Origin of the sequence: Pseudomonas sp. JQ170C (assembly GCF_035581345.1) — a bacterium.
GTDB lineage: Bacteria > Pseudomonadota > Gammaproteobacteria > Pseudomonadales > Pseudomonadaceae > Aquipseudomonas.
The window spans coordinates 1,952,501-1,975,408 of sequence record NZ_CP141608.1; the positions used below are offsets into that span (position 1 = coordinate 1,952,501).

16 protein-coding genes, 2 tRNA genes, 3 rRNA genes and 1 pseudogene (1 of these 22 running past the window's edge) are annotated in these 22,908 nt (G+C 61.2%); 10 read left to right on the forward strand and 12 right to left on the reverse strand.

Annotation, left to right across the window (positions count from 1 at the left end):
* From U9R80_RS09190 to rrf, 5 genes are all read left to right on the forward strand, one after another.
* Positions 1-138: ribosomal RNA gene (locus U9R80_RS09190) — 16S ribosomal RNA — on the forward strand (it extends 1,399 nt beyond the left edge of the window).
* Positions 139-223: 85 nt separating this feature from the next.
* Positions 224-300 (forward strand) — tRNA-Ile (locus U9R80_RS09195).
* 10 nt (positions 301-310) lie between these two features.
* Positions 311-386: transfer RNA gene (locus U9R80_RS09200), tRNA-Ala, on the forward strand.
* A 223-nt stretch (positions 387-609) separates the two neighbouring features.
* Positions 610-3,499 (forward strand): 23S ribosomal RNA (locus tag U9R80_RS09205).
* Between the two features lie 137 nt (positions 3,500-3,636).
* Positions 3,637-3,752, forward strand: a 5S ribosomal RNA gene (gene rrf, locus U9R80_RS09210).
* Together the 16S, 23S and 5S rRNA genes with 2 tRNA genes alongside form the textbook arrangement of a ribosomal RNA operon.
* Positions 3,753-3,876: 124 nt before the next feature.
* On the opposite strand, the gene queD is transcribed toward rrf, so the two are convergent.
* On the reverse strand, positions 3,877-4,233 hold the full coding sequence (gene queD / locus U9R80_RS09215; RefSeq protein ID WP_010226613.1) for a 6-carboxytetrahydropterin synthase QueD: 357 nt from the start codon (positions 4,231-4,233) through the stop codon (positions 3,877-3,879).
* 49 nt (positions 4,234-4,282) lie between these two features.
* Positions 4,283-5,365: a patatin-like phospholipase family protein gene (locus tag U9R80_RS09220; RefSeq protein WP_301843138.1), complete on the reverse strand. Its 1,083-nt coding sequence runs from the start codon at positions 5,363-5,365 to the stop codon at positions 4,283-4,285.
* Positions 5,366-5,524: 159 nt separating this feature from the next.
* Here U9R80_RS09220 and U9R80_RS09225 point away from each other — a divergent pair, with 159 nt between their 5' ends.
* From U9R80_RS09225 to U9R80_RS09240, 4 genes are read left to right on the forward strand one after another with little or no spacing between them, the layout of a single operon-like run.
* Positions 5,525-5,833 carry a PepSY domain-containing protein gene (locus tag U9R80_RS09225; protein WP_028944171.1) on the forward strand — a complete coding sequence of 103 codons (309 nt, stop codon included), beginning with the start codon at positions 5,525-5,527 and terminating at the stop codon, positions 5,831-5,833.
* Complete coding sequence (locus tag U9R80_RS09230) at positions 5,833-6,147, forward strand: PepSY domain-containing protein (RefSeq protein WP_301843139.1); 315 nt, start codon at positions 5,833-5,835, stop codon at positions 6,145-6,147. Before U9R80_RS09225 ends, U9R80_RS09230 begins: the two co-directional genes overlap by 1 nt.
* On the forward strand, positions 6,147-6,815 hold the full coding sequence (locus U9R80_RS09235) for a response regulator transcription factor (protein ID WP_301843140.1): 669 nt from the start codon (positions 6,147-6,149) through the stop codon (positions 6,813-6,815). The genes U9R80_RS09230 and U9R80_RS09235 overlap by 1 nt, the downstream gene beginning before the upstream one ends.
* Positions 6,812-8,134, forward strand: a complete 1,323-nt coding sequence (locus tag U9R80_RS09240; RefSeq protein WP_301843141.1) for a sensor histidine kinase — start codon at positions 6,812-6,814, stop codon at positions 8,132-8,134. Before U9R80_RS09235 ends, U9R80_RS09240 begins: the two co-directional genes overlap by 4 nt.
* 27 nt (positions 8,135-8,161) lie before the next feature.
* Here U9R80_RS09240 and U9R80_RS09245 read toward each other — a convergent pair whose 3' ends face one another.
* From U9R80_RS09245 to U9R80_RS27305, 7 genes and pseudogenes are all read right to left on the reverse strand, one after another.
* A complete protein-coding gene (locus U9R80_RS09245) occupies positions 8,162-10,360 on the reverse strand; it encodes a TonB-dependent receptor (RefSeq protein ID WP_301843143.1) in 2,199 nt (732 codons plus the stop codon).
* Positions 10,361-10,483: 123 nt separating this feature from the next.
* Positions 10,484-11,401, reverse strand: a complete 918-nt coding sequence (locus U9R80_RS09250; RefSeq protein ID WP_301843146.1) for an AEC family transporter — start codon at positions 11,399-11,401, stop codon at positions 10,484-10,486.
* Positions 11,402-11,511: 110 nt separating this feature from the next.
* Entirely contained in the window at positions 11,512-12,378 is an 867-nt protein-coding gene (locus tag U9R80_RS09255; protein ID WP_301843149.1) for a LysR family transcriptional regulator, read from the reverse strand.
* A 46-nt stretch (positions 12,379-12,424) separates the two neighbouring features.
* Positions 12,425-13,291, reverse strand: a complete 867-nt coding sequence (locus U9R80_RS09260; protein WP_301843151.1) for an ABC transporter permease — start codon at positions 13,289-13,291, stop codon at positions 12,425-12,427.
* On the reverse strand, positions 13,288-14,298 hold the full coding sequence (locus tag U9R80_RS09265) for an ABC transporter substrate-binding protein (RefSeq protein ID WP_301843153.1): 1,011 nt from the start codon (positions 14,296-14,298) through the stop codon (positions 13,288-13,290). The genes U9R80_RS09260 and U9R80_RS09265 overlap by 4 nt, the downstream gene beginning before the upstream one ends.
* 125 nt (positions 14,299-14,423) lie before the next feature.
* Positions 14,424-15,179, reverse strand: coding sequence for a methyl-accepting chemotaxis protein (locus U9R80_RS27300; protein ID WP_371919746.1), 756 nt, complete (start codon positions 15,177-15,179; stop codon positions 14,424-14,426).
* A gap of 150 nt (positions 15,180-15,329) precedes the next feature.
* Positions 15,330-16,571: pseudogene (locus tag U9R80_RS27305) on the reverse strand (chemotaxis protein); the annotation flags it as partial.
* 259 nt (positions 16,572-16,830) lie between these two features.
* Here U9R80_RS27305 and U9R80_RS09275 point away from each other — a divergent pair.
* Complete coding sequence (locus tag U9R80_RS09275) at positions 16,831-18,150, forward strand: Na+/H+ antiporter family protein (protein ID WP_301843156.1); 1,320 nt, start codon at positions 16,831-16,833, stop codon at positions 18,148-18,150.
* Between the two features lie 26 nt (positions 18,151-18,176).
* On the opposite strand, the gene U9R80_RS09280 is transcribed toward U9R80_RS09275, so the two are convergent.
* The 3 genes from U9R80_RS09280 to U9R80_RS09290 all read right to left on the reverse strand — a co-directional run bounded on the left by U9R80_RS09280 (position 18,177) and on the right by U9R80_RS09290 (position 22,789).
* Entirely contained in the window at positions 18,177-19,184 is a 1,008-nt protein-coding gene (locus U9R80_RS09280; protein WP_301843158.1) for a FecR family protein, read from the reverse strand.
* 189 nt (positions 19,185-19,373) lie between these two features.
* Positions 19,374-21,143: an acyl-CoA dehydrogenase C-terminal domain-containing protein gene (locus U9R80_RS09285; protein ID WP_301843160.1), complete on the reverse strand. Its 1,770-nt coding sequence runs from the start codon at positions 21,141-21,143 to the stop codon at positions 19,374-19,376.
* 23 nt (positions 21,144-21,166) lie between these two features.
* On the reverse strand, positions 21,167-22,789 hold the full coding sequence (locus U9R80_RS09290; RefSeq protein ID WP_301843162.1) for an acyl-CoA synthetase: 1,623 nt from the start codon (positions 22,787-22,789) through the stop codon (positions 21,167-21,169).
* Positions 22,790-22,908: the final 119 nt, after the last annotated feature.

The following is a 22,908-nucleotide window of genomic DNA, read 5'->3' on the forward strand; positions in this document are numbered from 1 at the left end:
GTCACACCATGGGAGTGGGTTGCACCAGAAGTAGCTAGTCTAACCTTCGGGAGGACGGTTACCACGGTGTGATTCATGACTGGGGTGAAGTCGTAACAAGGTAGCCGTAGGGGAACCTGCGGCTGGATCACCTCCTTAATCGACAGACATCAGCTGTCTTATAAGCTCCCACACGAATTGCTTGATTCATTGAAGAAGACGATATCGGTAACAGCTCTTAACTGGGTCTGTAGCTCAGTTGGTTAGAGCGCACCCCTGATAAGGGTGAGGTCGGCAGTTCGAATCTGCCCAGACCCACCAGTTTCTTGTTGGGGCCATAGCTCAGCTGGGAGAGCGCCTGCCTTGCACGCAGGAGGTCAGCGGTTCGATCCCGCTTGGCTCCACCACCCCTTGCTACCGTGTCAAAGCTTAGAAATGAATATTCGCCTCGAATATTGATTTCTGAACTTTTTCAGAATCGTTCTTTAAAAATTTGGGTATGTGATAGAAAGATAGACTGAATAGCACTTTCACTGGTGTTGTTCAGGCTAAGGTAAAATTTGTGAGTTTAATCGCGAATTTTCGGCGAATGTCGTCTTCACAGTATAACCAGATTGCTTGGGGTTATATGGTCAAGTGAAGAAGCGCATACGGTGGATGCCTTGGCAGTCAGAGGCGATGAAAGACGTGGTAGCCTGCGATAAGCTTCGGGGAGTCGGCAAACAGACTTTGATCCGGAGATCTCTGAATGGGGGAACCCACTCAGCATAAGCTGAGTATCTTGTACTGAATACATAGGTGCAAGAGGCGAACCAGGGGAACTGAAACATCTAAGTACCCTGAGGAAAAGAAATCAACCGAGATTCCCTTAGTAGTGGCGAGCGAACGGGGACTAGCCCTTAAGTGGCTTTGAGATTAGCGGAACGCTCTGGAAAGTGCGGCCATAGTGGGTGATAGCCCTGTACGCGAAAATCTCTTAGTCATGAAATCGAGTAGGACGGAGCACGAGAAACTTTGTCTGAATATGGGGGGACCATCCTCCAAGGCTAAATACTACTGACTGACCGATAGTGAACCAGTACCGTGAGGGAAAGGCGAAAAGAACCCCGGAGAGGGGAGTGAAATAGAACCTGAAACCGTATGCGTACAAGCAGTGGGAGCCTACTTGTTAGGTGACTGCGTACCTTTTGTATAATGGGTCAGCGACTTATATTCAGTGGCGAGCTTAACCGAATAGGGGAGGCGTAGCGAAAGCGAGTCTTAATAGGGCGCTTAGTCGCTGGGTATAGACCCGAAACCGGGCGATCTATCCATGGGCAGGTTGAAGGTTAGGTAACACTGACTGGAGGACCGAACCGACTACCGTTGAAAAGTTAGCGGATGACCTGTGGATCGGAGTGAAAGGCTAATCAAGCTCGGAGATAGCTGGTTCTCCTCGAAAGCTATTTAGGTAGCGCCTCATGTATCACTGTAGGGGGTAGAGCACTGTTTCGGCTAGGGGGTCATCCCGACTTACCAAACCGATGCAAACTCCGAATACCTACAAGTGCCGAGCATGGGAGACACACGGCGGGTGCTAACGTCCGTCGTGAAAAGGGAAACAACCCAGACCGTCAGCTAAGGTCCCAAAGTCATGGTTAAGTGGGAAACGATGTGGGAAGGCTTAGACAGCTAGGAGGTTGGCTTAGAAGCAGCCACCCTTTAAAGAAAGCGTAATAGCTCACTAGTCGAGTCGGCCTGCGCGGAAGATGTAACGGGGCTCAAACCATGCACCGAAGCTACGGGTATCACTTAGGTGATGCGGTAGAGGAGCGTTCTGTAAGCCTGTGAAGGTGAGTTGAGAAGCTTGCTGGAGGTATCAGAAGTGCGAATGCTGACATGAGTAACGACAATGGGAGTGAAAAACTCCCACGCCGAAAGACCAAGGTTTCCTGCGCAACGTTAATCGACGCAGGGTTAGTCGGTCCCTAAGGCGAGGCTGAAAAGCGTAGTCGATGGAAAACAGGTTAATATTCCTGTACTTCTAGTTATTGCGATGGAGGGACGGAGAAGGCTAGGCCAGCTTGGCGTTGGTTGTCCAAGTTTAAGGTGGTAGGCTGAGATCTTAGGTAAATCCGGGATCTTAAGGCCGAGAGCTGATGACGAGTTGCCTTTAGGCGACGAAGTGGTTGATGCCATGCTTCCAAGAAAAGCTTCTAAGCTTCAGATAACTAGGAACCGTACCCCAAACCGACACAGGTGGTTGGGTAGAGAATACCAAGGCGCTTGAGAGAACTCGGGTGAAGGAACTAGGCAAAATGGCACCGTAACTTCGGGAGAAGGTGCGCCGGTGAGGGTGAAGGACTTGCTCCGTAAGCTCATGCCGGTCGAAGATACCAGGCCGCTGCGACTGTTTATTAAAAACACAGCACTCTGCAAACACGAAAGTGGACGTATAGGGTGTGACGCCTGCCCGGTGCCGGAAGGTTAATTGATGGGGTTAGCTAACGCGAAGCTCTTGATCGAAGCCCCGGTAAACGGCGGCCGTAACTATAACGGTCCTAAGGTAGCGAAATTCCTTGTCGGGTAAGTTCCGACCTGCACGAATGGCGTAACGATGGCGGCGCTGTCTCCACCCGAGACTCAGTGAAATTGAAATCGCTGTGAAGATGCAGTGTATCCGCGGCTAGACGGAAAGACCCCGTGAACCTTTACTATAGCTTTGCACTGGACTTTGAATTTGCTTGTGTAGGATAGGTGGGAGGCTTTGAAGCGTGGACGCCAGTTCGCGTGGAGCCATCCTTGAAATACCACCCTGGCAACTTTGAGGTTCTAACTCAGGTCCGTTATCCGGATCGAGGACAGTGTATGGTGGGTAGTTTGACTGGGGCGGTCTCCTCCTAAAGAGTAACGGAGGAGTACGAAGGTGCGCTCAGACCGGTCGGAAATCGGTCGTAGAGTATAAAGGCAAAAGCGCGCTTGACTGCGAGACAGACACGTCGAGCAGGTACGAAAGTAGGTCTTAGTGATCCGGTGGTTCTGTATGGAAGGGCCATCGCTCAACGGATAAAAGGTACTCCGGGGATAACAGGCTGATACCGCCCAAGAGTTCATATCGACGGCGGTGTTTGGCACCTCGATGTCGGCTCATCACATCCTGGGGCTGAAGCCGGTCCCAAGGGTATGGCTGTTCGCCATTTAAAGTGGTACGCGAGCTGGGTTTAGAACGTCGTGAGACAGTTCGGTCCCTATCTGCCGTGGACGTTTGAGATTTGAGAGGGGCTGCTCCTAGTACGAGAGGACCGGAGTGGACGAACCTCTGGTGTTCCGGTTGTCACGCCAGTGGCATTGCCGGGTAGCTATGTTCGGAAGAGATAACCGCTGAAAGCATCTAAGCGGGAAACTTGCCTCAAGATGAGATCTCACTGGAGCCTTGAGCTCCCTGAAGGGCCGTCGAAGACTACGACGTTGATAGGTTGGGTGTGTAAGCGCTGTGAGGCGTTGAGCTAACCAATACTAATTGCCCGTGAGGCTTGACCATATAACACCCAAGCAATTTGCGTCGAATGACCAGATTGCGGTGTTGTGAAGACGAAACGAACCGAAAGTTTGCGACTCACAAAACATCACATACCCGATTTGCTGGAGCGTCGAACGACGGTCCGGTACACAGAATTTCTTGACGACCATAGAGCATTGGAACCACCTGATCCCATCCCGAACTCAGTAGTGAAACGATGCATCGCCGATGGTAGTGTGGGGTTTCCCCATGTGAGAGTAGGTCATCGTCAAGATTAAATTCCGAAACCCCTATCTGCACACGCAGGTAGGGGTTTTGTCTTTTCTGGCCGAGCAAAAGCCAACAGAATCCAGGCCAAAAAAAACCACCCCGCAGGGTGGTTCTTCACATCCAGCCAATCAGTCGCCGTAGTACTCGCAACCGCTGGTGCAGGTCTCATGGATACGCACCTTCGACAGCTCTGGCAGCAACGGCTTGACCTGATCCCAAATCCACTTGGCAATGACTTCACTGGTCGGATTCTCCAGGCCAGGAATGTCATTCAGGTAGTTGTGGTCCAGCTGCTCGTACAGAGGCTTGAAGATCGCCTTGATCTCGGAGAAGTCACGAATCCAGCCAGTGTGCGGGTCCAGTGGGCCAGTCAGGTGGAGTGCGACTTTGAACGAGTGTCCGTGCAGGCGGCCACATTTGTGCCCTTCAGGAACGTGCGGCAGGCGGTGCGCCGACTCGAAGGTGAACTCTTTGAAAATTTCCACGATCTCTCAACTCTGAAAACCAATGCTGTCGAGCAGTTTACCAGCATGGTCACTGCAGTGGTTGCAGATGCGCGTGCAGCCCGCCGGTTTCTAGCAGCTCGAGTAGCTCGTCGCCCAGGCGCTGGCTTTCGGCCATCGCTTTTTTCCAGTAGCGCTGACGGCCGCCAGCATCGCCCATGAAGCGTTTGAAGTCGCTACGGTCTGGTAGCTTGCCGAAGGGCAGGCTGGCCAGGTACTGAGGCGAAGGCGCCAGCAGCAGGACGTTGCGCAAGCGCTGTGCATCTCCCCGGCGCCACGGCAATGCCTTGTCAAACCAGCCAGGAATGACCCTGTCGGTGAAGTGCGGGTAAAGCACGATGTCGTCACCCAGGTACGGAAGGTCCAGGTGGTAGTCGAGCAAGCCGCCATCGCGATAGGTGCCTTTACCGACGCCTGGTATATCCCGCACACCCTCCATGACCATCGGAATCGAACCGGAGGCCAGCAGCGCATGGCGCAGGTTGGCCACATCCAGCGGCAGGCAGCGTGAAGGAAAGTCCTTCAGCGGATGCAATGGAGGGCCGTTACGGGCGTCGTGCAGGATGATCCGCTCGAAATGCCGGGCCAGTCGCGGACGGCCGATCAGGTTGTCGGCGATCACCGAGGACAACCCCATTCCCAGGCGCGCGCGATGGTCATGGGCAAGCAGCCCGTGGCTTTTCACCACCATGATATTGAGGCGGTAATCGGGGCTTTCGAGGATCTGCGCGTCGCGGCCCTGCAGCAGCTCGTCGAGCATGCGCTGGCAGCTACGGCTGACTTCGGCCTGAGTCACGCCTTTGGCAAAGTCCTGCTCGGTGTACAACTGCCCCAGGCGCTGCAAGGCTTCAGCGGGATTGGGCAAACAGGCACTTGCGAAGCGCCAGGAGCCGATCGACGCACCAATGAGCGCCCGTACACGGGGTGCACTGGGCAACCACTGGCCGAACAATGCCAGATCCAGCCCCTGGATGCCGAGAGCCTTCGGCCCCCCGGCAGCGCCCGGTAGTACGCCGACATCGGCTGCCTGCAACCCGCGTTCACGGATGCGCTGCAAGGCGCTATTGCCTGCCTTCAAGGTCAGGGCCGGATACTTGATATGGATTGCGCTCATACGGGCCTCACTCACGGGAGCCGGCAATTATAAAGAACAGCGGTCCGGTTGTGGGGCGGGGGTGCGCTATCATGTCGCCAGTTATTTTCAGTTTCAATTAAGTTCAGTTGGTTAATCTAGGCCCCGTAGAAACATTTCTGATCTCAACGGAGAGACACCATGAAAACTTTGACTGCCCTGTTCGCCACTGCTGCCCTTGCCCTGAGCGCCAACGTTGCCATGGCCAAGGACGTACAACCTGATGAAGTCGTGAAGCTGGTTCAAGCCAAGACCATCCTGTCGCTGGACGATTTGAAGGCCAAGGCTGTCGCCAAACACCCAGGCGCCACCGTGACCGACTCCGAGCTTGAAGACGAGTACGGCCGCTACATCTACAAGGTCGAGCTGCGCGATGCCCAGAACGTCGAGTGGGATGTCGACATGGATGCCAAGACCGGCGAAATCCTCAAGGACGCCCGGGATAACTAATGACGGTTCGATTGCGAACAGTGCAGGTGGCACTCGCTGCGCTGTTAGCCCTCTGCTCGCTGGCCTCGGCCCGCGACCTTGATCAGGACGAAGCCCTGCGGTTGCGCCAGCAGGGCATCATCCTGCCGCTGGAGCAACTGCTCAATGACGCCCTGGGTCGCTATCCCGGGGCGACGTTGTTGGAGGCGGAGCTGGAAGAAAAGCACGACCGCTATGAGTACGAAGTCGAGCTCTTGACCCCCGAGGGTGTGGTGCGCGAGATCAAACTCGACGCCAGCAATGGAGCCCTGCTCAAAGACGAGGAAGATGACTGATGCGCCTGTTACTGGTCGAGGACAATGTCCCGCTGGCAGATGAACTGATCCAGGGCCTGCAGCGCCAGGGCTACGCAGTCGATTGGCTGGCAGACGGTCGCGACGCTGTCCACCAGGGCAGCAGCGAACCCTATGACTTGATCATTCTCGACCTGGGCTTGCCCGGGTTGTCCGGACTGGAAGTGCTGGCCCAATGGCGTGCATCCGGCCTTGTCACGCCTGTGCTGATCCTCACCGCCCGCAGCTCCTGGGCCGAGCGTATCGAGGGCCTGAAGGCCGGGGCCGATGACTACCTGAGCAAACCCTTCCACCCCGAAGAGCTGCAGTTGCGGGTCCAGTCATTGCTGCGCCGTGCGCGTGGGCTTGCCAATCAGACAACGCTGGAAGCCGCAGGCCTGCAACTGGATGAAGGACGTCAATGCGTGATGCGCGACGGCGTCGACATCCAGCTCACGGCGGCTGAATTTCGCTTGCTGCGCTATTTCATGCTGCACCCGCAACAGATCCTCTCCAAGAGCCATCTCGCCGAACACCTTTATGACGGCGAGACCGAGCGCGACTCCAATGTGCTGGAAGTCCACGTCAACCACTTGCGTCGCAAGCTTGGCCGCAGCGTGATCGAGACCCGTCGTGGTCAGGGTTATCGCTACGCCGGGAGCAGCGAGTGAAGTCGATCCAGGCACGCTTGAGCCTGGGCCTGATCGCGGTGCTGGTGCTGGTGGGGTTGGCCCTTGCCCAGTTGAGCCTGTGGTTGTTCGAGGTCGGTCTGCAACGCTACCTGGAAACCGGCCTGCGCAAGGAAAGCGAGAACCTGCTGGTCGCCCTGGTACGTGGGCAGACCGGCCTTGAGCTGGATGAGCGACGGATCTCCTCGGCCTACAAACGCCCGTTCTCCGGGTATTACTTTCGCATCGACTTCGATGGCGGCAATTGGCGTTCGCGTTCGCTGTGGGACCTGGAGATGCCGACACCGGCCACGACCGGCCTGCATACGGACCTCAAGCTGGGGCCTGAAGATCAACAGCTACTCGTGCTGCGCAGTGACTACCGGCGTTTTGGCCAGTCGATCTCGATCAGCGTCGCCCAGGACTACACCCCGGTGCGCGAGCAGTTCCGGCGCATGCAGCAGATCGGTCTGGGCCTGGGCCTGGTGGCCCTGATATTGGTACTGGTGCTGCAGCGCATTACCGTTACACGCTCATTGCGTCCCCTTGAGCGCGCACGTGAGCAGATTGCCCAGCTGCAGCAGGGCAAACGCTCGCAGCTCGATACCCAGGTGCCCATCGAGCTGGAGCCGTTGGTCGCGCAAATCAACCATCTGCTGGCCCACACGGAAGACAGCCTTCGCCGCTCGCGCAATGCCTTGGGCAACCTGGGCCATGCCTTGAAAACGCCCCTGGCGGTGTTACTCAGCCTGGCCTCCAGCGAGCGCCTGAAAGATTTGCCAGAGGTACGAGCGCAACTGCGTGAACAGCTGGAACAGATTCAGCAGCGATTGAGCCGTGAACTCAATCGCGCCCGTCTGGCCGGCGATGCCTTGCCGGGCGCGCAGTTCGACTGTGATGCCGAGTTGCCCGGGTTGCTCTCCACCTTGGGGATGATCCATGGCGAAGGGCTGGAGTTGAGCCAGCAGGTACCACCCGGGCTGTTACTCCCCTGGGACCGTGAAGACCTGCTCGAACTGCTCGGCAACTTGCTGGACAACGCCTGCAAATGGGCCGACAGCCAGGTGCAACTGAGCATCGAAGAATTGCCGGAGCATTACCGGCTGCTGATTGACGACGACGGCCCCGGTATTCCCGAAGCGGCGCGTGCGCAGGTGTTGGAGCGGGGTACCCGGCTCGATGAGCAGGTCACCGGCCACGGCCTGGGGCTTGGGATCGTTCGCGACATCGTCGAGGCCTGGGGCGGGCGCATGACCCTTGAGCAGAGCCCGCTGGAGGGGCTGCGGGTGTGCATCGAGTTGCCGCGCCGGGCAGGGCGCTGATCCGGGCCCTGCCCACCGCCGGGTCGGTCAGAAGTCCACAGTGCCCGAGAACTTCACCAGGCGTGGCTCGCCCTGGGTCAGATAACCGCCGTTGGCCGAAGCCCAATAGTTCTTGTCGCTGATGTTCTCGACGTTCATGCGCAAGGTGATGTCCTTCTCCTGAACCTTGAAGCGGTAACGAGCACCGGCATCGAAGCGGTTCCAGGTCGGCAGGCTCAGGTTGTTGGCCTGGTCGGCATATTGCCCCCCGGTGCGCAGCATCCGTGCATTGAGCGCCACGCCCTCCAGCCCAGGTACGTCCCAGTCGACACTGGCGTTGAGCTGGAAGGTCGGCACGCCAATGGCGTGGTTGCCGTCGTTGCTGCCGTTCTGGGTTTTCTTCAGCTCCGAGTCCAGGCGCGTACCGCCGGCCAGCAGGCGCAGGCCCGGCAGCGGCTCACCGAAGATGCTCAGTTCGATACCGCGGTTCACCTGCTCGCCATCACGCAGATAGAACCCGGTATTGCTGTCCAGGTAGCCGTCGCTGGGTTTCTCGATGCGGAACACCGCAAGGTTGGCGCCGAAGGTGCCCTGGTCATACTTGACGCCCGCTTCGATCTGCTTGGTGCGTCCCGGCGGGAACGCCTCGCCGCGGTTGATGGCGTTGGCCGAGGCCGTCGGGCCCTTGGACAGGCCTTCGATGCGGTTGGCATACAGCGATACCGATTCGGTCGGCTTGTAGACGATGCCGTACACCGGTGTGGTGATGCCTTTGTCATACAGGGCGCTGCGGCTGCCGTCGTTGGCCGGGTTGGCCACGCCACCGGAGGTGGTGCCGTCGTACAGGTAGTTCTCCACCCGCAACTGTTGGCGGCGCAGCCCAGCGGTCACTAACAGGGTGTCATCGAAAAAGCCCAGGGTGTCGGAGAAAGCAATGCTGCGGTTGCGGGTCTTGCCGGTGACACCCGGATCACCCGGCTCGCCGCCCGTGATGGTCACTGCGGTCGGCTTGGGCAGCGGGGTGGTGTTGTAGATGTTGGTCGGTTGGCCACGATAGAAAACGTAGGCGTTTTCCTGCTGGGTCCAGATGGTCGAGGCCCCCAGGTTCAATTGGTGACTGACCGGCCCGGTTTGCAGCTTGCCATTGAGGCCGCCCATGAACGTGGTGTTGTCTTCATTGTGCGGAATGAATGAGCCGCCCATGGTCGCCGCACCGGTGGCGGCATTGGTCAGGGTCGGGGTGCCGTAGAACCCGGTCTCGCGGGTGTGTTTGACGCCGCCGGCAAGGTAGGCGCTCCAGTTGTCGTTCAGGTCCCAGTCGCCGCGCACCATGCCGAAGATGTCTTCGGTCTCGGTGAAGGTCCAGTCCTGGCCGTAGTTGTGACTGGCGTCGGGCGCGCGCGGAATGTCGGTGAGGCCGGCGCCGAGCTGCACCGAGTTGCGCAGGTGGTTGACGCGCTCTTTCTGGTAACCGAAGTCGGTGGACACGCTGAAGCGATCACCCTGGTAGTCCAGGCCTGCGACGAACAGCTTGCTGCGCTGATCCTGGTCTTCGACTGCAGTCTCGCCTTCGCGCTGGGACAGGTTCAGGCGCGCCCCGAAGCGGTTGTCGGCACCGAAACGCTGGCCGATATCCAGGTGCTCGCCGATGCGGCCATCGGTGGAAATGTCCTGGGTGTAGCGGCGGGTCGGAATGTCGCCGGCACGCTTGGGTTGCAGGTTGACGCTGCCGCCCAGGCCGCCGCCGGTCGGGCTGACACCGTTGATGAAGGCGTTGGGGCCCTTGAACACTTCAACCCGGTCCACCGCATCGGTGGAGATGATCTGGCGCGGCAACACGCCGTACAGGCCGTTGTAGGAAATATCATCGCCACTCAGGGGCAGGCCGCGAATCACGAAGACCTGAGACTGGTTGCCGAAGCCGACGGACTGGCGCACCGACGGGTCGTTGAGCAACACGTCACCCACGTCTTCGGCCTGCTGGTCCTCGATCAGCTTCGAGGTGTAGCTGGTCATGGTGAAGGGGACATCCATATTGTCCTGGTTCCCCAACACACCCATCTGCCCGCCACGGGCAACCTGGCCGCCGGCATACTCCTCGACCGGCGCATTGCGCAGGGGCTTGGTGGCCTGGGCATTGACAGCGGTAGCGTCGAGCTCCAGGGCAGTGTCGGCGCCGTGTGCGGCTACACTGGCGGCGCAGCAAACCGCGAGCAGGGTGGGGCGATAGGGAAATCGTAAAGCCATGGTGAAAGGCCCTGTTAAGTGTGTGGGGCGCCTTCCTGGCTATGCGAATGCTTCGTAGCCGCAAATATTAACAGGTGCATTTGTAAAGCGTTATCATTTAGATACAAAAAATTACCAAGCGCTTCACACCAGGGTCAGGCTCAGCATCACCGGCAAGGTCAATGCAGCAAGCAGGGTCTGCAAGGCAATGATGTTGGCCATCAGCGGGGCGTTACCGCCCATTTGCCGGGCCATGACATAGGAGGACGATGCCGTGGGCAGTGCCTGGAACAGGATGGCGATGATCGCCGCCTGGCCGCTCAGGCCAAGTGCCCGGCATACGCCGAACGTGGTCAAGGGCAGCACCACGAACTTGAACAGCGAGGCCGCCAGCAACGGCCGCTTGCCTAGGCCCTGGGCACTGCTGCCCAGCGCCGCGCCGACACACAGCAAGCCCAGGGGCAGCGCGGCCTGGCCGAGGGCCTTGATGGTCGGTTCAATGCCTGGCGGCAGCCCCAGGCCAGTAACGCGCAAGGCAATCCCGGCGGCGCAGCCAACGATCAGCGGGTTGGTGACGATGGCCTTTGCCACCGCGCTTGCCGAGCTGCGAGTGCCGCTGTATCGGGCGAACACCATCACGCACAGCACGTTCACGGTCGGCACGATGGCCGCATTGGCCACCGCCGCCAGGGCGATACCGCCGCTGCCATAGATGCCGGCGGCCAGGGTCGCACCAATGTAGTTGTTGAAGCGCACGCCGCCTTGAAACACCGAGGTGAAACTGGCGCCGTCCCCGGCCACTGCCCCCTTGCACAGCACCAGCAGCGTCGCGCCGATCACCGTCGAGAGCAACAGCACCGTCACCATGTCGAACACCGGCAGGCCCGCCAGGTCAGCCGTGGCCAGGCCGTGCATGAACAGCGCCGGCAGCAGCACGAAATAGCTCAGGCGTTCGGCCGCGGGCCAGAAGTGCTCACCCAGAAAACCCTGGGCCCGGAGCCAGCGGCCCAAGGCGATGAGCAAGGCAATGGGCACGATGGTGGCGAGGATCAGTTGCAGCATCAGACGGTATCCCTGGCAGTCGATGGTCCCAATCGGGCGTCGACATCAGGCTAGCCTGAAGCAATGAAAGAAAAAAACGCAGAATTCTCAACCAACCGATGAGAAAAACTTCACGGTTGGCCCAGTGCGGTCTTCAACACCGCCGTCAGGTGCCGACGGCGACTGCTGGCGTGTTCTATCAAGCCGACATGCCGTACCCGCTGCGGCTCGCCAAAGGGCAGCACGGTAACGTCCGGCAAGTTCAGCAGGTCTTCATCCGCCAGCGGCACAATGGCCACGCCCAGGCCCATCGAGGCCATGTGCGTGAGGGCTTGCTGGCTGTCCAGCTCCATTTGTTCGCTGACCGGCAATTGCAGCTTGCGCAGTTCCTGCTCGATGATCCGCCCGGCCCAGGCGCGTTTGTCGAAACGCAGGAACGGCTGGGTGGCAAGCAGCTCGCGCAAGCTGATGCCGGCAAACGCGGGGCCGGCAACAGCCCAGAAGCGGTTCTGGTAGAGCGGGGTGAAGTCCAGGTTGGCGGGGTAGGGCGCCACAGGTTCGGTGGTGATGGCTGCATCCAGCTCGCCATCTTCGACACGCCGCGCAAGCTCTGCGGACATCCCCGACAAGACGCTGATGTGCAAGTGCGGATGCTCGGCCTTTATCCGCACCAGCGCCGCCGGCAGACGCCCGGCCAGGGCCGTATGAATGGCGCCGATCTTCAGTCGCCCACTCAGGCCCGGGCCGCTGACCAGGGCGTCGGCCATGTCGTCATAGGCCGCCAGAATCCCTTCGGCTCGCTCCACCACCAGGTGCCCGGCGCCGGTCAGGCTGACCTGACGCCGACTGCGGTCGAACAACGTGACCTGCAGTTCCTCCTCCAGGCTGCGGATGTGCAGGCTGACGGCCGAGGGCGTGAGGCTGAGGATATCGGCGGCGCGGGCAAAGGTGCCGTGGCGGGCAATGGTCACCAGGGTGCGCAGGGCTTTGAGGGACACGCGTGGGCTCCGGTCGGGGGCGATTGAACGTGCATCATCGCGTCGATCAACGCTGATTGAAAGCACCCGCCTTCGGCTGCCCGTACGCCTGGGTGATCCGGTCGATCACCATCGCCAGCGCCACGATCGCCAACCCGGCTTCAACGCCCTTGCCGACATTCAACGTCTGGATCCCCGCCAGCACATCCTCACCCAGCCCCCGTGCGCCGATCATCGAGGCGACCACCACCATCGACAAGGCCATCATCACCGACTGATTGAGCCCGGCCATGATGCTCGGCATGGCCAGCGGCAGCATGACCCGACGCAGCCGCTGCCAGCGCCCGGCGCCGAGCCCCTGGGCGGCCTGGGTCAAGGACGGGTCGATCTGCGACAGACCCAGTTCGGTCAGGCGGATCAGCGGTGGCAGGGCGTAGATGAGGGTGGCGAAGATCGCCGGGACCTTGCCCAGGCCGAACAGCATCAGCACCGGGATCAAGTAGACGAAACTGGGCAGGGTCTGCATGACGTCGAGCACCGGCATCATCAGCCTGCGCGCCAGCGGCCGGCTGGCCAGCAGCACGCCGATGGGGACACCGATGAGGATGCACAGGCCGGTGCTGATCAGTACCAGGGCGCAGGTTTGCAGGAGCTTGTCCCACAGGCCAATCACGCCAATCAGAAACAGCAGGCCAGTCAGGATGAGGGCTCGCAGGATGCTGCGGCTGGCGTGCCAGGTGAGCAGGGCGACGATCAGCAGCAACAGCCACCAGGGCGTGGCGCGCAGGAGGTTTTCCAGGCCCACCAGCAGTTGCAGCAAGCCGTCGGAGACGCTGCGCAGTTGATCGCCGTAGGCCAGCACCAACCAATCCACGAAGCGGTTGACCTGGTCAGCGAAGGATATGTGCAACGATTGCGGAAAGCCTCCACTCACAGGCCCGCCTCGACTTTGCTGGCGACATCGGCAGGCAGCCAGGCTTTCCACACCTCGGGGTGGTCCTTCATGAAGGCAACGGCAGCGTCCTTCGGTGCCTGGCGCTGTTCGCTCATGTGGGCCAGCGCCTTGTTGAGCAGGCCGATGGGCAGGTCGACCTTGGTGAAGAACTCGACCAGGTCCGGGTACTGCTGCTTGAACGCGGCGGAGACACCAATGGACAATTTGGCCGGCAGTGACCGGCTGCCTTTCGGGGCGGGGTTGCTGGCGTCGGTCAGGGTCTTCCAGGCGTGCTCGTCGAAGGGGGGCTCCTCAAGCCGTACCAGCGAGAAGCGGCCCATCAGCGGTGTCGGCGACCAGTAATAGAACAGCACCGGCTTGCCCCGGCGGATCGACGAGGTGATCTCGGCGTCGAGGGCAGCACCGGAGCCGCTGCGAAAGTTCACGTACAGGTCATCGAGGCCATAGGCCTTGAGCTTCTGGCTGTTGACGGTCTCGGAAGTCCAGCCGCTGGGACTGTTGAGGAAGCGGCCTTTTGCCGGGGTTTCCGGGTCGCTGAAAACCTTGGCGTAGCGCTTGAGGTCGGCGACTGACGTGAGGTCCGGGGCCAGCGCCTGGATACCGCGCTTGGCATCGCCCTTGATCACGTATTCGGGGACATACCAGCCTTCATCGGCGTTCTTCACCGTGTCACCGAGGGCGAACACCTGGCCGGCCTGTTCGGCCTTGATCCAGGCCGGGCTGCGGCCGGCCCATTCTTCGCCGATGACCTGGATGTCGTTGCGGGCCAGGGCCACCTCCATGCTGACGGTGCTGCCGGGCAGGGTGTCGGTGGGGTAGTCGTAACCTTTCTCGACGATCAGGCGCAGGATCTGGGTGGTCAGGCTGCCGCTTTCCCAGGTGATGTCACCGAACAGGATGGGCTTGGCGGTGCTGGCGGCATGGCTTGGGCTGATCAGGCCCAGGGTCAGCAGTACGCTGCCCACCAGGGAGATAAGTCGATTCATCGTGCCTCGCTCACAGGGGATTGGAGTCTGGCAAGTGTAGTAGGTGTGTGTAGGAGCGGGCTTGCCCCGCGATGGCGTTCGACCTGACACACCGCCATCGCGGGGCAAGCCCGCTCCTACAGGCGTCAGACGCGGAACTGGTCCATCAGGCCCTGTTGCTGGTTGGCCAGGCTGTTGAGCGACTGGCTCACCCGCGCCGATTCATTGGCCTGCTCGGACAGCGATTCGGTCACATCGCGAATGGTCGCGACGTTGTTGTTGATCTCCTCGGCCACAGCACTTTGCTCCTCGGCGGCGCTGGCGATCTGCAGGTTCATGTCGTTGATCACAGTCACGGCGTCGCCGATCTGCTGCAGGGCGGTCACCGCCTGGCCCACTTGCTCGACACTGCCCTGGGCCTGGCGATGACTGCTGTCCATCGCGCCGACCACGTCGCGGGTGCCCGCTTGCAGTTCTTCGATCACCTGGCGGGTTTCTTCCACCGATTCCTGGGTACGACGGGCCAGGTTGCGTACTTCATCGGCGACCACGGCAAATCCGCGGCCCGCTTCACCGGCGCGAGCCGCTTCGATGGCGGCGTTGAGGGCCAGGAGGTTGGTCTGTTCGGCGATGGAGCGGATCACCTCCAGCACTGAGCCGATTTTTTCGCTGTTCTCGGCCAGGCCTTCGACCTGGCTCATGGCCGTGCTCATGTCGGCGGCCAGGGTGTCGATGCTGGTGGTGGTGCGGTCGATCACAGCCAGGCCCTGGCGGGTGGCCTGGTCAGCATCGCGGGCCGCCTGCGCCGCCTGGGCTGCGCTGCGGGCGACATCCTGGGCGGTGGCGCTCATCTCATGGGAGGCGGTGGCTACCTGGTCGACCTGGCGGTACTGCTGCTCCATGCCGGCGCTGGTCTGGCTGGCAATCGCCGAAGATTGGTCGGCGGTGTCGCGCGCGGCCTGCACCGAGCGTTTGACCTCGGCAATGGTCGGTTGCAGCTTGTCCAGGAAGCGGTTGAACCAGCCCGCCAGTTCGCCCAGTTCGTCGCGCTTGTCGTAGTGCAGGCGACGGGTCAGGTCGCCTTCACCGCTGGCAATGTCTTTGAGCATGGCCGCCACACCGAGGATCGGCCGGGTCACGCCACGGGCCATCAGCCAGATCAGCAGCAGGCCGACGACGGCCGCCAGTCCACCCAGGCCCAGTTCGATCAGCATGCCGCTGGTGTTGCTCTGGTCGAGTTCCTGCTTGAGTGCTTCGGCCGGGCCGGTCAGGGCACTTTCCGGTACATCGAGCAGCACGCCCCAGGCCTTGCCGCCGGGGATCGGCGCAAAGGAAGCCAGCACTTTCAGACGCTGGTCATGGTGGATGCTGTGCAGGGGCGTGCTGTCGGCCAGCAGGCGCACCAGCTCGGCGCCCTTGTCGCGGTCGACCTGGTCGAAGCGCTGGGCCAGTTTGCCGGCATCCGGGCTGTAACCCGCCAACAGGCCCGCCGGGCTCAGGATGCTGACCTGGGTCTGGCCCTGGTACAGGTTGCGGCTGGCCTGTTGGCTCATGGCCTGCAGGCTGTTGAGGTTGATGTCGATGGACAGGGTGGCGACCACCTTGTCGGCGACCATCAGCGGGAACACGATGCTGGTCATCAGCACCTGCTGGCCGTCGATCGCGTAGAAGTAGGGCTCGATCACGCAGGTCTTGCGCGTGGTGCGTGGGCACACCGACCAGAAGTTGGCAGGCTCGCCGCTGGGGCCGATACTGGTATCGGCAAGGTCCTTCTCGGGCAGGGCCATGGAGGTGAGCTGGCCCGGGGTCGGTTGCGACCAGTACAGGGCAAAGCGGCCCTTTTCGTTACTGCCCAGTGCTTCCTGGCCGGCGAACAGCTCGTCCTTGTTGTCCAGGGCATTGGGCTCGAACACCAGTGACAGGCCGAGCAGGTCGGGGTTGGCCTGCAAGGCTGCGCGTACCTGGCGGGTCAAGTCTTCGCGCAGGTCGAAGGCATCGAGAAAGCGCTTCTCGGCCTGTTCGCGCAAGAACAGCACCTGGCGGGAAAAGCCGGCACCGTACTGGTAGGCATCCATGAACTGGCGACGGATGTTCAGGGCCTGGACTTCACCCTGGGACTCGATGCGCCCCTGGGCCGCTTCGGTCAGCATCTGCATGCTGCTGGCCTTCACCAGTTCCGAGCTGTGCTCCATGCGGTACAGCGAAAGGCCCACCAGCAAGGTGACAATGCTGGCCAGGCACAAGCCCGCCAGCAGGGTGATCTTCCACTGAATGGAAAGTTGTCTGAAAGACATGGCGAAGTCCCTTGATCCTGAAAGTCTGAGGCTGCCGAGGTTATCGGCCGCAAATCGGGCTTCTTTATTCAAACGTTCAATTCAATTGCGTCGTTTTCGTTCAACCAGACGACACCTCTCCAGCGCTTGACTTTGACAAGCGCGAGGGGGTGCTTCAGAGTGTGCGCCCTCCATAAAAAATACCCGTCGTTCGGCCACTGCCCCGAGCAGTCTGTCGCCGAATCGGTCGCTTTTTGTCTGGTTTTTAGAGGTCACAGGAATGAATGCAGTAATTGCCGCGGTCGGCATCATGCTGATATTGAGTCTGTCCCGCGTGCATGTGGTGATCGCCCTGATCGTCGGCGCGCTGGCCGGTGGGCTGGTGGGTGGCCTGGGTATCGAAGGCACGCTCAAGGCGTTCAATGGCGGCCTGGGCGGCGGTGCTACGGTGGCGTTGTCCTATGCCTTGCTCGGTGCGTTTGCCGTAGCCATTGCCAAGTCGGGTATTGCTCATGCCCTGGCTGATCGCATTCTGACGATGGTCGACCGTCAGGGCCATGACGCGACCGGCAAGGTCAAATGGTTACTGATCGGCTTGCTGCTGGTGGTGGCGATTTCTTCGCAGAACATCCTGCCGATCCACATTGCCTTTATTCCGCTGTTGGTTCCGCCACTGCTTTATGTGCTGACCAAACTACAGCTGGACCGGCGCCTGATCGCCTGCGTCATGACCTTCGGCCTGATCACCCCGTACATGTTCCTGCCGGTGGGTTTTGGCAACATCTTCCTCAATGAAATCCTGCTGGCCAACGTCAGTCGCAGCGGTGTCGACGTCAGCGGCGTCAACGTTACCCATGCCATGGCGATCCCGGCGGCGGGCATGCTCTTCGGCCTGCTGGTGGCGGTGCTGTTCAGCTACCGGAAAAAGCGCGTCTATGACCTTGAGCGAATCGAGCAAGTCGAGCAGGTGTCGGTGCGTTACAACCCACTGACCTTGCTGGTGGCCGGTGTGGCCATTGCTGCGGCGTTCGTCATTCAGCTGTGGCTGGACTCGATGATCATCGGTGCCATGGCCGGCTTCCTGATTTTCTCGGTGTCGGGGATTGTGCGCTGGAAAGAAACCGATGACCTGTTCACCGAAGGCATGAAGATGATGGCCATGATCGGCTTCATCATGATTGCCGCCTCAGGCTTTGCCGAAGTGATGAAGGCTACCGGTGAGGTCAAGAGCCTGGTCGAGGCGTCGTCTGCGTGGATCAACCACAGCAAGGGCATTGGCGCACTGCTGATGCTGTTGGTGGGCTTGCTGGTGACCATGGGCATCGGCTCGTCGTTTTCCACCGTGCCGATCCTGGCCGCGATCTTCGTGCCGCTGTGCGTGCAGCTGGGTTTTGATCCGGTGGCGACCGTGTGCATCGTCGGTACCGCCGGTGCCCTGGGGGATGCCGGGTCGCCGGCGTCGGACTCGACCCTGGGCCCGACTTCGGGCCTGAACGTCGACGGCCAGCATCACCACATCTGGGACACCGTGGTACCGACCTTCATCCACTACAACTTGCCATTGCTGGCGTTCGGCTGGCTGGCGGCGATGATGCTCTAGGAGAAAAGCGGGGTTGAGCGCAAGGCTCAACCCCGTGATGGCGGTGGCGAGATGCGGTTCAGCACCATGTTGCCCTGCTTGTTACGGGTCAGATAGACCGGCAACACCTTGGGCAGGTTGCCCACCAGGCGGTTGATCTGGGTGGTGTCATAGACGCCGCTGATGCGAATGCTGCCGGTACTCTTGTCGGCCAGCAGCAACGGTTTTTCCAGGTAGCGATTGATCTGCACCAGGGCCTGGTCGAGGCTCAGGTTGTCGAGGATCAACTTGCCACTGCGCCAGGACAGACTGGTGTCCTGGGCGTAGGTCTGACTCACGTGCGGCTCGTAGTCGCCGGCCTGGTAGCTGGCCTGCATGCCTGGGTCCAGGCGGTAGCCGCCCTCGGTACCCTGGCGGTTGCTGTTGACCAGTACCGAGCCTTCCACCAGGGTCACCTTGACCTGATCCTCATACTTCCACACGTTGAACTGGGTGCCTGTTACGCGGGTCTGGCCGTTGGCCGCATGCACGATGAACGGGTGCTGGCTATCGTGCTGGACTTTGAAGAAGGCCTCGCCCTTGATCAGCGTGACCCGGCGTTCACCCTTGTAGTTGGTAAAGCGCAATTCGGTGCCCAGGTTCAGCTCGACCTCGCTGCCATCCTTGAGTACGGCATGGGTGATGGTGTTGGTGCTTTCCAGGTGCTGGTAGCTGTTGGGCAGCCAGCCTTGCTCCCAGCCGATCCAGGCGCCCGCGGGCAGGGCCATCAGGGCAATGGCGGCAGCCGAGGCATAGTGGCGCCAGTTGCTGCGCCGACGGCTGGGGAGGGTGATGACATTGCTTGCCACCGCAGGGCGCGGCAGATGATCGGCGGTGTGCCAGATCTCCAGCATTGCCTGGTATTCCTCGGCGTGCAGGGGGCTTGCGGCCAGCCATTGCTCAAAGGCCTGGTGTTCAGCGGCTGTGCAGTCTTCAGCCTGAAGGCGCAGACACCAATGCGCGGCGGCATCGGTGATGGCATCGTGATCGTCGGCGCTGAGGCGGGTGTGGTTCATCGAGGCTCCCGGTTTTGCCCATTCTAACCTTGCCGCGCAGGTGGCGAGAACCGAGATAATGGCGAATAACTATCACTCAAAGAAAGTAAATACGGAATAATCGCGCAAAAGCAGCGAACTTGTAGCTATATCGCCGTTGGTCGGTGCGATAGCAACGCTATCGCTCCCGACCAGCGGCGCTGATGTTGCTCAGAACTGCTCGGCTGCGTGGGCAAACAATGCCGTGCTGCCAGCCCGGATGCTGGCTTGCAGTGACAAGGTGCGCGGCAGCAGGCGGGCAAAGAAGAACGCCGCACTGGCCCGTTTGGCTTCATAGAACGCCCGGTCCTGCTCCAGATGCTCGCTGGCCACGGCCTCCATGCGCGCCCACATGTAGGCGTAAGCCACGTAGCCGCACACCTGCAGGTACTCCACCGATGCTGCGCCGACTGCGTTCGGGTCCTGGGCGGCCTGCTCGCACAACCACTGACTGAGGCTTTCCAGCTCGGTCACGGCCTTGAGCAAGGGTTCGCGATAGGGCGTCAGGCCTTCACAGAAACTGCGGATCTGGGCAGTGAACTCGGCCAGGGCCTGGCCGCCGTCAGCCACGACCTTGCGCCCCAGCAGGTCCAGGGCCTGGATGCCGTTGGTGCCTTCGTAGATCTGGGCGATACGCACATCGCGGACCAATTGTTCCTGGCCCCACTCGCGAATGTAGCCGTGCCCGCCGAACACCTGCTGGCCGAGCACACAGCTTTCCAGGCCGTTGTCGGTAAAGAAGGCCTTGGCCACCGGTGTCAGCAGCGCCACCTGGCGCTGCGCGGCCTCTCGTTCTTGCGCCGCTTCAGCGTACTTGGCGATATCCAGTTGCTGGCCGACGTAGGTGGCAAACGCGCGACCGCCTTCGGTCAGGGTGCGCATGGTCAGCAGCATGCGGCGCACATCGGCGTGGACGATGATCGGGTCAGCGATCTTCTCCCGTGCCTGCGGTCCGCTGGCGGCGCGGCTTTGCAAGCGGTCCTGGGCATAACGGGCGGCGTTCTGGTACGACGCCTCGGCGCAGCCGATGCCCTGGATGCCGATGGACAGGCGCTCGTAATTCATCATGGTGAACATGGCCGCCAGCCCGCGATTGGGCTCGCCGATCAAGTAGCCGGTGGCGCCATCGAAGTTCATCACGCAGGTGGCCGACGCCTTGATCCCCATCTTGTGTTCCAGCGAGCCACAGTGAGCCGGGTTGCGCTCGCCCAGGCTGCCGTCGGCATTGACCAGGAACTTGGGAGCCAGGAACAGCGAGATGCCCTTGGGCCCGGCCGGGGCGTCCGGCAGTTTGGCCAGCACCAGGTGGATGATGTTCTCGGTCAGGTCCTGCTCGCCGCCGGTGATGAAAATCTTGGTGCCAGTGATCCGGTAGCTGCCATCGGCGTGAGGCTCGGCCCTGGTGCGGATGATGCCCAGGTCGGTGCCGGCATGGGGTTCGGTCAGGCACATGGTGCCGGCCCACTGGCCGCTGTACAACGCTGGCAGGTAGGCGGCCTTGAGTTCATCGCTGGCGTGGGCGTCGAGGGCCAGGCAGGTGCCGGCGCTCAGGGCCGAGTACAGGCTGAAGCTGCAGTTGGCGGCATAGAGCATTTCCTCGAACTGCACCGCGAGCATCTTCGGCATGCCCAGGCCACCGTGGTCCGGATTGCCGGCAAGGCCGACCCAGCCGCCTTCACGGTAGGTCTGCCAGGCCTGGGCAAAGCCATCGGGGGTGCGCACCTGGCCTGCATCGAAGGACACGCCCTGTTCGTCACCGCTGCGGTTGAGCGGGGCGATCAGTTGGCCGGTGATTTTCGCCGCTTCTTCAAGGATGGCATCGGCGGTGTCGGCATCCACCCGTTCGGCCAGGGCCGGCAGGCGTGCCCACAGGGCCGGGCCCTGGAACACTTCGTGGAGCACAAAGCGCATGTCGCGCAGCGGAGCATTGAACTCAGGCATGGGAATCTCGCATCAAAAGGGGGTCAGAGCGCCTTGGCCCAGTCACGTAGCAGGTACTTCTGGATCTTGCCGGTGGAGGTTTTCGGCAACTCGCTGAAGATCACGGTCTTGGGCAACTTGAAGCCCGCCAGGTGCTCGCGGCAGAAGCTGATGATCTCGGTGTCGCGGGTCTGCTCGAAACCGGCCTTGAGGGTGATATAGGCGCAGGGTGTCTCGCCCCACTTTTCGTCCGGACGGGCCACCACGGCGGCCTCGAACACAGCCGGGTGCTTGTAGAGGGTGTCTTCCACCTCGATGGTGGAAATGTTCTCGCCACCGGAAATGATGATGTCCTTGAGCCGGTCCTTGATCTCGACATAACCGTCGGCATGCCACACCGCCAGGTCGCCGGTGTGGAACCAGCCGCCGCGGAAGGCTTCGGCCGTGGCTTCGGGGTTTTTCAGGTAACCCTTCATCACGGTGTTGCCGCGCATGAAGATCTCGCCCAGGGTGTTGCCGTCGCGCTGCACCGGCTCCAGGGTCTGTGGGTCGGCGACCATGAGGCCTTCAAGAGTGGGGTAGCGCACGCCCTGGCGGGATTTGATCCGGGCCCGCTCGGCCAATGGCTGCTCGTCCCACTCGGCGTGCCAGGCACAGACGGTCACCGGGCCATAGACCTCGGTCAGGCCGTACACGTGGGTGACCTTGATGCCCATCTCTTCCACCGCGCCAATCACTTTGGCGGGTGGTGCCGCGCCGGCCACCATGGCATTGACGGGATGGTCGATGGCCGCCTTGGCCGACTCGGGCATGTTGATCAGGGCATTGAGCACGATGGGCGCGCCGCACAGGTGGGTGACCTGGTGTTCGCGGATCAGGGTGAGGATCTTCTGGGGGTCGACCCGGCGCAGGAATACATGGGTGCCGGCCAGGGCGGTAACGGTCCAGGGGTAGCACCAGCCGTTGCAGTGGAACATCGGCAGGGTCCACAGGTACACCGGATGGTTGCCCATGGCCCAAGTCATCTGGTTGCCCAGCGCGTTGAGGTAGGCGCCGCGGTGATGGTAGACCACACCCTTGGGGTTGCCGGTGGTGCCGGAGGTGTAGTTCAGCGAGATGGCCTGCCACTCGTCCTCGGGCCAGTGCCAGGCGAAGTCAGGGTCGCCTTCGGCCAGGAAGGCCTCGTAGTCCAGGTCACTGACGGCCTGGCCCTCGCCGTATTCCGGATCGTCGACATCGACCACCAGCGGCGGGTATTCCATCAGCGCCAGGGCGCCTTCGATCACTTTGTGGAACTCGCGGTCGGTGATCAGCACCTTGGCCTCGCCATGCTCGAGCATGAAGGCAATGGCCTCGGCGTCCAGGCGCACGTTCAGGGCATTGAGCACCGCGCCGATCATCGGCACGCCGAAGTGCGCTTCAAGCATCGCCGGAATATTGGGCAGCATCACCGCGACGGTGTCGCCCTGGTCGATGCCGCGTCCGGCCAGGGCACTGGCCAGGCGACGGGAGCGTTCATAGGTCTGTTGCCAGTTGCGCCGGATGGCGCCGTGAATCACCGCCGGGTAGTGGCCATAGACCGCCGCCGTGCGTTCGATGAAACTCAAGGGGCTCAGGGCCTGGTGATTGACAGGGGCGGGCGCCAGGCCCTGGGAGAAGATCGACATGCAATGTTCCTGTGCAGGGAGTCGGCGCGTGGCGCAGTACAACTCCCGGTGGCTGATTGTTAGCTCTGATCAGGTGTCGTGAAGGGCGGGCCCTTCGCTGTCACGTTTTTTACGTGAAA

Coding starts and splice junctions, on each gene's coding strand:
- U9R80_RS09230 (WP_301843139.1), top strand. CDS start 5,833: ATGACGGTTCGATTGCGAACAGTGCAGGTGGCACTCGCTGCGCTGTTA.
- U9R80_RS09245 (WP_301843143.1), bottom strand. CDS start 10,360: ATGGCTTTACGATTTCCCTATCGCCCCACCCTGCTCGCGGTTTGCTGC.
- U9R80_RS27300 (WP_371919746.1), bottom strand. CDS start 15,179: ATGGAGCAGCAGTACCGCCAGGTCGACCAGGTAGCCACCGCCTCCCAT.
- U9R80_RS09220 (WP_301843138.1), bottom strand. CDS start 5,365: ATGAGCGCAATCCATATCAAGTATCCGGCCCTGACCTTGAAGGCAGGC.
- U9R80_RS09275 (WP_301843156.1), top strand. CDS start 16,831: ATGAATGCAGTAATTGCCGCGGTCGGCATCATGCTGATATTGAGTCTG.
- U9R80_RS09290 (WP_301843162.1), bottom strand. CDS start 22,789: ATGTCGATCTTCTCCCAGGGCCTGGCGCCCGCCCCTGTCAATCACCAG.
- U9R80_RS09225 (WP_028944171.1), top strand. CDS start 5,525: ATGAAAACTTTGACTGCCCTGTTCGCCACTGCTGCCCTTGCCCTGAGC.
- U9R80_RS09235 (WP_301843140.1), top strand. CDS start 6,147: ATGCGCCTGTTACTGGTCGAGGACAATGTCCCGCTGGCAGATGAACTG.
- U9R80_RS09280 (WP_301843158.1), bottom strand. CDS start 19,184: ATGAACCACACCCGCCTCAGCGCCGACGATCACGATGCCATCACCGAT.
- U9R80_RS09250 (WP_301843146.1), bottom strand. CDS start 11,401: ATGCTGCAACTGATCCTCGCCACCATCGTGCCCATTGCCTTGCTCATC.
- U9R80_RS09265 (WP_301843153.1), bottom strand. CDS start 14,298: ATGAATCGACTTATCTCCCTGGTGGGCAGCGTACTGCTGACCCTGGGC.
- U9R80_RS09285 (WP_301843160.1), bottom strand. CDS start 21,143: ATGCCTGAGTTCAATGCTCCGCTGCGCGACATGCGCTTTGTGCTCCAC.